The 12,501-nt window shown below is 61.4% G+C and carries 11 protein-coding genes; 3 read left to right on the top strand and 8 right to left on the bottom strand.

Annotated elements, in window-relative coordinates:
* Positions 1-5: 5 nt before the first annotated feature.
* The 5 genes from AB3X94_RS22835 to AB3X94_RS22855 all read right to left on the bottom strand — a co-directional run bounded on the left by AB3X94_RS22835 (position 6) and on the right by AB3X94_RS22855 (position 5,867).
* The gene (locus AB3X94_RS22835; protein WP_368612793.1) at positions 6-836 is read right to left on the bottom strand and encodes a carbohydrate ABC transporter permease; all 831 of its coding nucleotides are present in this window, start codon (positions 834-836) and stop codon (positions 6-8) included.
* Complete coding sequence (locus AB3X94_RS22840) at positions 833-1,867, bottom strand: carbohydrate ABC transporter permease (protein WP_368612794.1); 1,035 nt, start codon at positions 1,865-1,867, stop codon at positions 833-835. Before AB3X94_RS22840 ends, AB3X94_RS22835 begins: the two co-directional genes overlap by 4 nt.
* Positions 1,868-1,996: 129 nt before the next feature.
* Positions 1,997-3,244, bottom strand: coding sequence for an ABC transporter substrate-binding protein (locus AB3X94_RS22845; protein WP_368612795.1), 1,248 nt, complete (start codon positions 3,242-3,244; stop codon positions 1,997-1,999).
* 185 nt (positions 3,245-3,429) lie between these two features.
* A complete protein-coding gene (locus AB3X94_RS22850; RefSeq protein WP_368612796.1) occupies positions 3,430-4,521 on the bottom strand; it encodes a LacI family DNA-binding transcriptional regulator in 1,092 nt (363 codons plus the stop codon).
* Positions 4,522-4,712: 191 nt separating this feature from the next.
* Complete coding sequence (locus AB3X94_RS22855) at positions 4,713-5,867, bottom strand: porin (protein ID WP_176111578.1); 1,155 nt, start codon at positions 5,865-5,867, stop codon at positions 4,713-4,715.
* 846 nt (positions 5,868-6,713) lie between these two features.
* Here AB3X94_RS22855 and AB3X94_RS22860 point away from each other — a divergent pair.
* Positions 6,714-7,022: a BON domain-containing protein gene (locus AB3X94_RS22860; protein WP_368592094.1), complete on the top strand. Its 309-nt coding sequence runs from the start codon at positions 6,714-6,716 to the stop codon at positions 7,020-7,022.
* Between the two features lie 345 nt (positions 7,023-7,367).
* Positions 7,368-8,552, top strand: coding sequence for an endo-1,4-beta-xylanase (locus tag AB3X94_RS22865; protein WP_368612797.1), 1,185 nt, complete (start codon positions 7,368-7,370; stop codon positions 8,550-8,552).
* A 40-nt stretch (positions 8,553-8,592) separates the two neighbouring features.
* On the opposite strand, the gene AB3X94_RS22870 is transcribed toward AB3X94_RS22865, so the two are convergent.
* The 3 genes from AB3X94_RS22870 to AB3X94_RS22880 form a co-directional block, all read right to left on the bottom strand.
* The gene (locus tag AB3X94_RS22870; protein ID WP_368612798.1) at positions 8,593-10,158 is read right to left on the bottom strand and encodes an alpha/beta hydrolase; all 1,566 of its coding nucleotides are present in this window, start codon (positions 10,156-10,158) and stop codon (positions 8,593-8,595) included.
* A 384-nt stretch (positions 10,159-10,542) separates the two neighbouring features.
* Complete coding sequence (locus tag AB3X94_RS22875) at positions 10,543-10,758, bottom strand: hypothetical protein (RefSeq protein ID WP_368612799.1); 216 nt, start codon at positions 10,756-10,758, stop codon at positions 10,543-10,545.
* Positions 10,759-10,769: 11 nt separating this feature from the next.
* Positions 10,770-11,147 carry a hypothetical protein gene (locus AB3X94_RS22880; protein WP_176111573.1) on the bottom strand — a complete coding sequence of 126 codons (378 nt, stop codon included), beginning with the start codon at positions 11,145-11,147 and terminating at the stop codon, positions 10,770-10,772.
* Between the two features lie 877 nt (positions 11,148-12,024).
* Between AB3X94_RS22880 and AB3X94_RS22885 the strand changes: the two genes are divergently transcribed.
* Complete coding sequence (locus AB3X94_RS22885) at positions 12,025-12,501, top strand: helix-turn-helix transcriptional regulator (protein ID WP_176111571.1); 477 nt, start codon at positions 12,025-12,027, stop codon at positions 12,499-12,501.

Consider the following 12,501-nt stretch of genomic DNA (forward strand, 5'->3'; position numbering starts at 1 on the left):
AAATCTCAGGCCTTGACCGCGCCGGTCGTCAGACCGTCGATCAAACGCCGCGAGGTGAACGCAAACAGCACGAGCAACGGCAGCACCGCGACCGCGGAACCCGCCATCACCGCGCCCCAATCCGAATTGGTCGGGCTTTGCAGAATGCGCAGCGCGAGCGGCAGCGTGTACATCGACGGCGAACGCAGCACGACCAGCGCCGACAGAAAGTTGTTCCATGCCTGAATGAAGCTGATCAGCCCGAGCGTGCCTAGCGCCGGTCCCAGCAGCGGCATCACGATGCTCCAGTAGATGCGGAATTCACCGCAGCCATCGATGCGCGCCGCCTCGATCAGCTCGGATGGGATCGCCGATGCGACGTACTGGCGCATCAGGAACACGCCGAGCGCGGCGGCCGCGCCTGGCACATACAGCGCGCGCGGCTGATCGATCCAGCCGAGCAGGTTCATCGTCATGAAGGTCGGAATCATGCTGAGGAACGGCGGCACCAGCATCGCGGTCAGCGCGATCGCGAACAGCGTCTTCTTGAAGCGGAACTCGTACATCGCGAACGCGTAGCCGGCCATCGACGTGACCAGCAGCGTCAGCACGGTTTGCATCGCGGCCGTATACAAGCTCCAGCCGAGATTGCGCCAGAACGGAATGTGCCGCATCAGCGAGGCCATGTTGTCGAGAAACGCGCTGCCGAACCACAGCGGGGGCGGCATCGAGAAAATCTCCGAGCTGGTGTGCGTCGCGAACACGAACATGAAGTAGAACGGCGAGAACATCAGCAGCCCGCCGGCCACCACGATCGCATAGCCGATATAGCGGCCCTTGTTGTTCGACGATTTCATCGCTGTGTCTCCTCGTTCATGCCGCTGCGGTGAAAGATCCGCGTGTTCAACCACATCAACGCACCGATCGAGATGAACAGCAGCCATGCGATCGAACTCGCGGTGCCGAAATCACCGTCATGGAATGCGGTGCGATACATATAGACGGCCGTCGTCAGGCCGGACTGGCTGGTACCCATGCCTTCGTTCGGCAGCAAGATGAACGGCTCTTCGAACAGTTGCAGCCCGCCGATGATCGACAGCGTGACCGCGAAGAAAATCATCGGCTTGATCAGCGGAATCGTGATGCGGGTGAACTGTTGCCAGCCGTTCGCGCCGTCGATGCGTGCGGCCTCGTACAGGTCTTTCGGAATGGTTTGCAGCGCCGACAGATACAGCACCGTGTTCCAGCCGACATAGCGCCAGAAGATCACCACCGACACCGCCGGCTTGACGTTCTTCGGGTTATATAGCCACTCGATCGGATGCGCGGGTACGATCCAGTGCAGGCCGGGCAGCTTGCCGAGCTCGGCGATCGCGAGATTGATCATGCCGAAGTCGGTCGAATACAGCGACGAGAAGATCAGTGCGATCGCAACGCTCGACGTGATGAACGGCAGGAAGTACAGGCCGACCATCAGGTTGCGCCAGCGGCGAAACGCGGTTTGCAGAAAGAACGCCAGCGGCAGCGCCACCAGATGCTGCGGCACGCCGGACATGACCGCCATCGACGCGGTGTTGTACAGCGACTTCCAGTACCACGGGTCGGTCAGCGTGAACGTGAAGTTCGACAGACCCACCCACTTCATGCTCGCGAGTCCTGCCGTCGCGTCCCAGCTCTGGAACGACAGGTACAGCGAAAACAGCAGCGGGAACGCCATGAACAGCGCGAACAGCAGGAAAAACGGGCCGAGAAACAGGTAGGGTGCGACCTTCACCGGATCGAGCCGCGAAGTTTTGCGCGGCGCGGCGAACGGCGTGGGCGAGCTCAGCACATCGCTCACGCGTGCATCGCGGGCGACCTCTTCGGTCGTGGGCAGCGGAGTGTTCATCAATAGTTCCGTCCAGTCGGGCGTGGGATGGGTCGATGACCGGCCACGCTGTTTGCAGCAGACTTGCAGCGCACTGCGAGACACTTCGGCCGCGGCACGCAGCGTGCCGCGACCTTGCATCTATACCGCTTAACGGCGGACCCGATGGGCGATCTGGTCCTGCGCTTCCTGCAGCGCGGTATGCACGTCTGCGCCATCGTCGACGACCTTGTCGAGCGCCGAGTGCACCGCTTCCTCGGCGACCTGGTCGAACTTGCTGCGCTGGATCGCCGGGATGTGCGATGCCGCATCACGCCAGATCAAACGCGCCTTCTCGTCGCCGAGGAACGCGACCGGCTCGGCGAAGAACGAATCGGTCTGCGCGGAGAGCAGCGACGGGAATGCGTCGATCGAACGGAACGAGGCGAGCTGCGTTTCCTTGCGGGTCGTCAGGAACTTGATGAATTCCCACGACATCGGCTTTTGCGTCGCTTTCACCGGAATCGACCAGAACGTGCCACCGAACGATGCGTACGCGTTATTCGGCAGATTGGCCGCGCGCCACAGGCCCTTCGTGTCAGGTGCGATCCACGACGACAGGTGGCCGCCGAGCCATGCGCCCATCATTTGCGTCGCGACGGTGCCGCGCTTGAAGCTCTCGGCCCATTCGTTCGACCACGGCGTGATCTTCGCGTCGAGACCGAGCTCGCGCGCTTTCTTCGCGAGTTCGAACGCCTTCACGAAACGGGGTGAGGTGACGATAGGATTGCCGGCCTTGTCGAAGTACACGCCGTCGCCTTCCTTCAGGTCGGCGCGAATGTAGATGTCCTCGATATCACGCGACGATGCCATCAGGTACGCACCCGTCGCCTTCTTGATCTTCACGCCGGACGCCAGATACGAGTCCCACGACTTCGTCAGATCGGCTTCGGTCACGCCCGCCTTGTCGAGAATGTCCTTGCGATAGAACAGCGTGCCCGGACCGATATCGGCCGGCATGCCGACGATCGAGCCGTCCTGCGTGGTCGCCTGCGCGAACGTGTAGTTGATGAACTGGCTCTTGTACTGGCCCGCGCTATACGGCGCCTTCGACAGATCTTCGAGACCGCCACCCGCCGCAAAGCGGCCGATGAAGCCGACCTCGACCGCCATCACGTCGGGCAGATTCGAGCTTGTCGCGAGAGCGGTGGTCATCGCGTTGTGGTGATCGGCGATCTGGAGCGACGACACCTTGACGTCGACGTCCGGATGCAGCTTCTTCCACTCCGGCAGCGCGTCCTTGATTTCCTGATCCAGCTTCGGAAAGACCGCGACGTTCAACGTGGTGTTGGCGTGCGCGCCGGCTGCGGCCAGGCTGAGCAGAACGGCGGCGGCAGAGCCTGAAAAGCGGAATTTCATTACTCGTCTCCTAAAAAAACCTGTTTGAACTGCATTTGATGAATACCCGGTTGCTGCGACCTACTTCCCCTGTTGTCTTTGTTGCTGCTTTGCTTGGTGCTGCTTTGCTTGGTGCCGAATGTGCTGCTGAATCTCTGCTTGACTGGATACCTGAAAGCGCTTTCACGCCGAGGCACAAAAAACCGCTACCCATGCGTATCCCCCCGCTCTCCCGGCGGGGTGATTCGCCGCGTGGTTTCACGCGTCACGAGCGTGAGCGGGATCGGGCTGAGTGCGATCGACTGCTTGCGGATCATTTGCACGATGCCCTGCGCGGCGAGTCGGCCGATTTCATAAGTCGGCTGGCGAACCGTCGTCAAAGGCGGCGTCATGTACGACGAAGTCGGCAGGTCGTCGAAGCCGACCAGCGACACGTCGTCCGGCACCCGCACGCCGCGGCGGAACATCGCGAGGCGCGCGCCGTACGCGGTCTGATCGTTTGCGCAGAACACCGCGCTGAACGATGGATGGCGCGCCATTAGGCGCTCCATCGCGGCGACGCCACCCGTTTCGAGGTAATCGCCCTGCTCGACGAGGTCGGCATCGAAGCCGATGCCCGCTTCCTCGAGTGCGGTCCGGTAGCCGACGAGGCGCTCGATCGCATCCTCGTGACTGGCCGGACCGGCGATGAACGCGATCTCGCGATGGCCTTGCTCGATCAGATGATGGGTCGCGTCGCGCGCGCCCTGCATGTTGTCGATCGGCAGGCCCGCGAGCGTTGCGCTGTTGTGCACCGAGCGGCCCAATACGAGCATCGGTGCGTGCCGCGAGTAGTCGGTCAAAGTCGACTCATCGAGTTGCGCGTGCAGCAGGATGATTCCGTCGACGCGCCGCGCGATGAACTGTTCGAGGCGCGCCTTTTCGTCGGCGATGTTCCAGCGGCTGCTCACGAAGATCGGCGTAAAGCCCGGCTCGGAAAGCGACTCTTCGATACCGCGCAGCCACTCGGCGTAAAACGGGCTCGATACGGCCTGTGTCAACACGCCGATCGTTTCGGTCCGGCCGCTCGCGAGACTGCGCGCGAGCACGTTCGGCCGATAGTTGAAACGCGCGATTGCCTCCTCCACCGCCTGCTGCTTGGCGGGAAGCACGCGCGCAGAACCGTTCAGGATCCGCGATACGGTGCTCGGAGAAACGCCGGCCGCGCGCGCGATGGCCTCGAGCGTCACGTTGGGCGCAACGGGTACGTTGGGTACCTTGGGCGCGCCGGGGTTGTCGTTTGAGCCGTCGTCGGTCATGAGTTCTGCCTGAATCCTGTGATGAAAGCGCTTTCAGATACGAAGAAACGCGGTCCGTCCGATGATGAAATCGAAAAAGCAGCCGGTGCGACGAGGGTGGAGGAGGCGTCGCACCGGCCTCTCTATGAAAGAGAAAGAAACAGTCCTTGAAACAAAGAGATCACTACGATTGCTGATCAGGCAACCTCAACTCAGAACGAATGCATGATCCCGGCGAAGACACCAGTCTGGCTTTGACCATAGTTCGGGTTGCTGTTCGACGACGTGCCCGTCACCGGATTGAAGTTGTTGTTGCCGTACGGCCCGTTGCCGAGGTTCAGGTTCGACGTCGAGCTGTTGTGCACATAGCCCGCTTCCGTGTACAGGAACGTGCGCTTCGACAGCGCGTACGTGCCGGCGAGCGTGAACAGCGTCGCGTTGCCGTTGCCGTTGTTCGCGTTCGCGTGGTAGACCGCGGCCGTCAACAGCGTGGGCGCCGTGACCTGCCATGCGGCCCCGAACCATTCGTGGTTCACACTGGTCGGCGCGCTGACGCCGAGCGGCTGCGACGCATTGGTCACGCCCACGCTCGCGTTGGTTGCGTCAGGCGCGCTCAGGTGCTGGTAGCCAGCGTACAGCTTGACCGGACCGAGCACGTACGTACCGCCCGCGAGAACGTAACGCGAAGCGGAGTACACGTTATTGAACGTGCCGTTGGCGCCGCGCACTTCGTCGTAGATCACCCGGAAGTCGCCCGAGCCCCACGTGTAGATACCCTCAACCGCATTCGTACGACCCTGGCCGGTCGGCACGCCCGCCGCGTTGACCGGCGCCGAGTTCCAGCTCGTGTTGTTGGTCAGCGAATACTGGCCCTTCAGCACGAGGCCGCCGAACAGCACCGGCGAGTTGTACTCTGCGCCGTTGCTGGTGCTCGTCCAGTTACGGCCGCGCACCAGGGTCGAGATCGCGTAGCGCTGCATCACCTGCGGGTCGGTGCCCCAGCTGTCCTGCGCCAGTTCGCCGGCGCCGAGGTTACCGATCTTGAACAGACCCCAGCTGTCGTTCGTAAAGCCCACCGTTGCGTGACGGCCGAACAGATTGCCCGCCGATGCACCAGTCATCGTATTGAGCTGACCCTCCAACTGGAAGATCGTCTTCGTGCCGCCGCCGATGTCTTCAGAACCGATGAGGCCAAACCACGAGCAACCCCAATCGCCGCTTTGGGCTGACCACTGGTGGCCGCCCGGGAGGCCGGTTTCAAACTGGATGCCATTGTCGATACGGCCGTACAGGGTGACGCTGCTCTGCGCATGAGCCACCGTCGTCGCGGCTGCCATCACAGCCACAGCAATAAGCTTCTTCTTCATTTAGATATCCTATATATATTTTGGCGTCTCCAAGCCGCACAGGACGCACGCGTTCTCACACGTTTCCCCTCTTGCCGAAATGTTCGCTTCGTATCCGCATCACATTTCGAGGCGATTATAGGGATGACCTTGCGCCGCGCATCGAACTAACGGCTCAGGGAAAACGCTGTTATCGATAACAGTTGCGCGCCGCCCGATCCCGCAGTAGCACCCTGCTTTGTGACCATTACGTGATGGTCACAAGCGTCGGAACTCCGTTTGAATTCACGAACCGAGACGATGCGCAAACCCGTCTCGCGCGTCGCTCAGCGCTCGCTTAACAAGGGAAGCGCACTCAAATGCAAGAAAAATCTCGCGCTTGTTGTTGCGAAGATGCAACGACCCGGCTCACGTGCATTGACGGTTTGCGCTTGACGAACCGGCGTCGGAGCAGTCAGCAGCGGCGGACATTACCGACTATCATCAATGCATACGATGCCGGGCAACGAGCCGGGCTCAGCCGCATTGCAGGCTGAGTGCGGGATTGTCAGCGCATCCGTCTGGCTCTCGCGCTCCGTCACGAACGCTCCAACCAGCTCCCATCCCTCGGCTCTCGCTGTTCCCCGCCACGCCGCGCCTGCGGCGTCCCGCTCGAACGCGCTGCCCTTGCGAACTTTTCTGCGGGCGACGGCTTGACCGCCCAACGCCCCCAACTGGCCAAACCTCGACGCGCAATCGCGATAACCGCGACGCAAGCAGTGAAAGAGGGGTTTTGTCCAATGCACTTCCGAGGCCTCGCATTGAGTCGGACCGGAAGATTTGCCGGCGGATTTTGCCGGCACACCTTGGTGCTAATAAGGAGGTATCGTGAAAACAACCCTTGTTTCTACGCTCGCGTTGCTGGTTTCAGGCGCAATCGCGCCGGTTGCCTATGCCCAGGATTCGCAAGCCACCGACCAACAACTCGCTCATAGCGTCCGGGTTGCGGAGGCGCACAGCGGCGTCGGGATGTCACATGTGTTTGTCTTTGCCCACTCCGGGCAAATCATGCTGCTCGGATTTGTGCCCGAGCGGGAGCATGTCGCGCGTGCCGAACGGGCTGCGATGTCGGTGCCCGGTGTCACCTCGGTGGACAACCGGCTCACGCCCGACGGTGGCTCGTTGAACGGGCATTGAGATCGAACTGAATCGCGGTGCGCGGACGACGATTGAAGCAGACCCCGCGCGTTGAAGGGATTCGGTTTTCCTGTTCCGCCAGTTGGATTGGATGACTGGCGCCCTGTTTTCGCACGGTCAGCCGCGCGGCCCGTTTGTGCACCCCTACCTGAAAGCGCTTTCATCCCGCGCCGGGTCAAACCGGTCGACTCGACGCTCATCCATCATTCGTCATCTCGTTGATCTGTCGGGTAAATCCCTCATAGCGGGGATGCGGCACGCTGCTTAACATCGTCACTGTTACCGATAACGTTACAAGTAGTTAGAAAAGCAGCCGAACCAGCATTTCCTCACAGGAGACCAGGAGTGCGTCCTCTAAGGACCTCGATGCGCATGCTCTGCGCAGCCGCCACCATTTGTACGCTCACATGGACCGCAAGCTGCGCGCTCGACCGGGCGGCCGTCGCTCATGACGGCCCGCCGCTCGCCGCGGCGCCCGCCGAAACGCTGCCGCCTCTGCGCAGTGTGATGGCCGCGCACTTCAAGGTCGGCGCGGCGATCGAACCTGATTCGATCGACAGCCCCGCCGACGCGACGCTGATCGCCGCTCAGTTCTCGAGCCTGACCGCCGAGAACAAGATGAAGCCGGGCACGATCGGCGTCGCGGAAGGCAAGTACAACTTCGAGCCGGCCGACAGGATCGTCGCGTTCGCTCGGGCGCACGGCATTGCAGTGCGCGGCCATACGCTCGTGTGGCACTTCAAGGCCGGCGGTTGGACCGAGGCGCCGGACTGGTTCTTCGCCGGCGATCCGAAAGATCCGCACTATCGCGACATCGTCGGGAAGCGGCTCGATCGATATATAACCGACGTCGTCACACACTTCAGAGGCAAGGTTTATGCGTGGGACGTGGTCAACGAAGTGATCAGCGATGATCCGCATCAGGTCTATCGCGAAGACAGTCCGTGGTATCGCGCTCTCGGCAAGGACTACATCGCGATCGCGTTCCGCGCGGCGCGCGCGGCGGACCCGGACGTGAAGCTCTATATCAACGAGTACAACACCGACGATCCGTTCAAGCGCGCAAAGCTGGTCGCCGTGATCCGCGACTTGCGAGCGCAGGGGGTGCCGATCGACGGTGTCGGGCATCAGATGCACATCAGCGTGAACTGGCCGCCACTGCCGAATATCAAGCAGGCATTCGACGATGTCGCCGCGCTAGGCCTCGAAAACCAGGTAACCGAACTCGACGTGAGCCTCTATGCCGATCCGGGAGAATGCTGGAGCAATCCGCATGCGTGTCTGCCAGACCTCGGCCATCCGGTTCCGAACGACATCATGCGTGCGCAGGCCGAGCGTTATCGCGCGGTGTTCGCCCTATTCGAGCAGGAGCCAAGCATCAAGGCGGTGACGTTCTGGGGCTACTCGGACAAGCACACGTGGCTGACGTCGGCGCCGGTGCCGCGCAACAACCTGCCGCTGCCGTTCGATGCGAACCTGAAGCCGAAAGCGGCGCTGTGGACGATCGTCGATTCGTCGTATCAGCCGTAACGTCGCTCCTCGCGCGGAAAAGCGGATGGCGATCCACACCTCAAGGCTCGTCCGAGCCGGCCTCCTCGAGCGCGTTCAGGTCTGCCGCGAAATCGTCGGGTGGACCGCCCGCCGTTTCGTGCGTGCGCGGCGGTGACTTGACCACCGGCGGCGGCATTTTGCCGATGCCTTCGTCGATCCGCTGCAGCAGATACGGGAAGAACGGATTCGACGCGATGCGGAACATCGAATCGAGCGTCAGAATCAGCGTGCCGCGTTCGCCGCGCGGCGCGAGCGTGCCGAGGTTTTCGTTGAAGTTCTCCGAATCGTCCGGCGCGATGCCGTACAGCGCGTCGGTGATCGGGAAAGGAATCGCGACGTGCGACAACGAGAAAATATCCTGTGGATAATCGATGTCCAGCGGCTTCACGCGTTTTTGCACTTCTCCCGCATAAACGCTGCGCTCGACGGTATGCGCCGAATCCGGCGACGCGTTGGCGATCACCGTCGTGCGATAGTTCTGCGGACCGATGCGCAGCAGTCGCGAGAGCGCCGTGTACGACGCGTTGCGCAGGAAGGTCCTGAAACGCACGCTGCGGTTCACGTCGAACAGCACGACTTCGCTGCCGTTCTCAGGCAGCTTGTCGTAGAGCAACGACATCACCGCCGGCGTGCTGACCGTGAAATCCGTCACCGACTGGAACGTCAGAATAGGCGGCAACGAATCGAGCCGGTTCTCGCGCTCGAGGCGCGCAATCTGTTCCTGAATCACGCTCGTGAGGAGATAGGACTGCCGCGCGCCATTTACAGGAAACGAGTTGTACTTGAACGGGTTGAACTCCGGCACGATGCCGAGCCACGCGGCGCGCGCGAAGGCCGGCAGCACCGCGGGCAATCCGGCGAGACCAGCAAAGCGCGCGTAGCGCGTAACGCCGATCATCGGCGAGATCAGCACGACGCGCGTCGGACGCGCGAGCGCGGGATTCTCGATCGCGTCGAGCGCATATTGCAGCGCGAGCGCGCCGCCGTTCGAAAACCCGACCAGCTCGATCGGCTTGTCCGGCCCCACGCGACGTCGCGCTTCGCGTACCGCGAGCCGCGTGGCCGCGGTCCAGTCCTTCCAGTGCACGTCGGTGAGCCCCGCCGGCACCGTGCCATGTCCCGGCAAGCGGATGCCGATCGCGACAAAACCGCGATCGCGATATCGACGCGCGATATGCCGCATGCTGTACGGCGCATCCGTCATGCCGTGCAGCAGCACGACCGCACCGACGGGTGGGCCCGACGGTTCGAGAATGTACGAGCGATTCCAGTTTTCGGCGAAATTCCACGGAAAGATCGGCGAGCCCTCGTAATAACGGTTCGCCGCAATGCGCTCGGACGGCCGGATCTTATCGACGACATTGACGCGCACGGCTTCGAAAATCCGGTTTTCCGCCTTGATGTACGCGTTCCAGTCGGCGGTGTTCATTTCTTCGACGGTCATTTCGCGCGGCACATAAGTGTGCCATACCGACAGCTCTGGCCCGCGCTGCGAATACCACGCGCGTAGTCCCAATGCGAGCACCGCCAGCAGCACCACGACCCATGCACTTATCTTTATTACCTTCAGCGACGTGCGCAGCATTCGTGTTCTCTTGATGAGATGAAGGTTGCACCGCGCGCAGGCTGCTCTCTGCGTGGTGTGCGCATGCCGTCATCGCGACGGCTTCCGGTGTGGATATCCTAAGGGCTTTTAATCAGCGGTTCAAACTTTGTCGTCCGAGCGCGCGCGGCGCGGCATCGACGAAGACTGTGTATGACCGGATGATTGGCACGGCATGCTGGAGAGGCAAGATATGCCAGGCGCGAATGATTGCAAGGAGAGTCCTTCAGCGACGCTTCCGAGCTCGCTTCGCCCGACGCCTATGTGCTGCCCATCAAGGCCGCATCATCGGGCCGTGCGCGTCAATAACGAAAAGCCGGGATGCAATCCATGACGCGCCCCGGCTTGCCTGCTCGCTGGCAATGACTAACGGCCGCGGATATTGCCGGCCACGCCGCCCGCCGCGCCGCCGATAATCGCGCCGGTCCACGCGTCGCCGCCAGAGATCGCCGCGATGCCCGCACCGGCGCCCGCGCCGAGTGCCGCGCCGCCTATCGTTCCCTGCGTCCGCGGGCTCATGTCCGTGCAACCCATCATCGCGGCCAACGCGCCAATACTGACGATCCACCCAAGTCGTTTCATGATCGTTCTCCTTATTGATTTTTCTTCAGGCCGGGCACGACCATCTGGAACCAGAGGGTCTCGATCACCGGGTGCTGGATCATCGTGGGATTGGCCGCGTAGTAGCTGTCGAGGCCTTGACGCACGCTGTCGAGCGTCTGGCCTTGCATGCCCTTGCCGAAGCGCTGCGCGATGTCATTGCTGTTCGCCGTGTTGCCGGCATAGGCGCGCTCGATGTCGATCACATTCGAGATACCCACCAGATACGCTTTCTTCTGCTCGTCGGTCGACTGCATCCATTGCTGGCCCGTGACGATTGGAATGTTTTCCGCACGCACGACGTTGCCCATCATTGCCAGCGACAGAAAAGTCACGGATAACAGCGTTCGCCATTGTGGTTTGCTTGCCATCACATACTCCAGGGAAGTTATGTTCTCCAGCGGCCGGCCGGCGACCGCATCCGGCGGTGTCGATCGCGTTATTTGGAAGAGTGGTCCGTGGGTCTCGTCGATTCTCCTTTCAGGTTCATCGGTCGGCGTGGTTCGCCGGTTCAGGTTCTATTAGCGTTGAGTCGTATCAGCGAATAGACACCTTGATGGCAGAAAATCTCGTGACGGATTGGAGTGATTTGCACACATGCGGTGTGCGCGCAACGATTGGAATCGCGTTGGCATCGCCGCGTAACACACGCTATAGAGTCTACAGCCTTTTCTGCAATTTCCAAGCTCATTTCCGCTCGATGCACGCCGCGTGAAATTTGTGTCAATTTCATTCGACGAGCGAAAGGAGTGCGATGCAATGCGCGTCAACATTCATCGGTTATCCTGCGCTCGATTGGGCGCTGGCGATATTGCTAGCGAGTTTTATCGATGGCTATTCAGTGTTCTATCCACGCAATCCGAACACGGTTTCTTCTTCCTTTCGTGAATGTTCGTCTTCCTGATTGGATCGCATTAATTGAAAACGAGGTGAATCTGTCGATTTACGTTCGAGACGCTTGTTCTGGCATTACATGCGATTTTCTATTGATGCGTTTGTCCATCATCTTCATCGGTGACCAGCGGAGCTTGCCTGCGGCGGTTGGCTGCGTAGCAGCGAAGGGAGTGGTGGTGCGCGGTGGACCGTTAGTTGCGTGATGGCTGGCGTGAAGGGGACAGCGTTTCAAATGATTCCGCGCTCACCATTAACAGTCTTTAGCTTGTATTTACGAAATACAGGGTATAGACTGTATCCGCAATTTACAGGTTTTAACCTGTTACGTCGCCGCAGCCGAACCGGAGATCCACCGTGGACTACGCGATCAAGACACTGAGCCAGCTCAGACCGATCCTGCAGGGCTTCAGGAAGGCCGCCGGGCTCACTCAAACCGCGATGGCCGCCCATCTCGGCGTCACCCAACAGACCTACGCGCAACTCGAAGCGAATCCCTCGGCCGTCAGCGTCGAACGGCTCTTCAGGGTGTTACGGGTCTTGCAGGTCGATCTGAAGCTCACGCCGAGCGGATCGACGCAAAGCGTGGCCGTGGAAGACGCGCCGCCGGCCGCAGCAAAAGGCAACGCCATACGCGCCACGCGCGCGCAGGCTGCGGCACAGCGCGCGGCGACGACATCGCCCGGCGAGGCCAGCGACCGCGCCGCAGCCCAGGCATCGGGCACCAACGCCAAAGCGGCCAAATCCGCCAGCACCGCCCAAAAGCCCAAAGCGGTCAAGCCCGCCAAGGCAACCAAAGCGGCCAGCACGAGCAAGAAACGGGAGGACTGGTAA

Origin of the sequence: Paraburkholderia sp. BR10923, from assembly GCF_040948765.1 — a bacterium.
GTDB classification, from domain to species: Bacteria; Pseudomonadota; Gammaproteobacteria; order Burkholderiales; family Burkholderiaceae; genus Paraburkholderia; species Paraburkholderia youngii.

Excerpts from the sequence above, each read along its gene's own strand:
- AB3X94_RS22835 (WP_368612793.1), bottom strand. The coding sequence starts at position 836 with ATGAAATCGTCGAACAACAAGGGCCGCTATATCGGCTATGCGATCGTG.
- AB3X94_RS22840 (WP_368612794.1), bottom strand. The coding sequence starts at position 1,867 with ATGAACACTCCGCTGCCCACGACCGAAGAGGTCGCCCGCGATGCACGC.
- AB3X94_RS22845 (WP_368612795.1), bottom strand. The coding sequence starts at position 3,244 with ATGAAATTCCGCTTTTCAGGCTCTGCCGCCGCCGTTCTGCTCAGCCTG.
- AB3X94_RS22850 (WP_368612796.1), bottom strand. The coding sequence starts at position 4,521 with ATGACCGACGACGGCTCAAACGACAACCCCGGCGCGCCCAAGGTACCC.
- AB3X94_RS22855 (WP_176111578.1), bottom strand. The coding sequence starts at position 5,867 with ATGAAGAAGAAGCTTATTGCTGTGGCTGTGATGGCAGCCGCGACGACG.
- AB3X94_RS22870 (WP_368612798.1), bottom strand. The coding sequence starts at position 10,158 with ATGCTGCGCACGTCGCTGAAGGTAATAAAGATAAGTGCATGGGTCGTG.
- AB3X94_RS22875 (WP_368612799.1), bottom strand. The coding sequence starts at position 10,758 with ATGAAACGACTTGGGTGGATCGTCAGTATTGGCGCGTTGGCCGCGATG.
- AB3X94_RS22880 (WP_176111573.1), bottom strand. The coding sequence starts at position 11,147 with ATGGCAAGCAAACCACAATGGCGAACGCTGTTATCCGTGACTTTTCTG.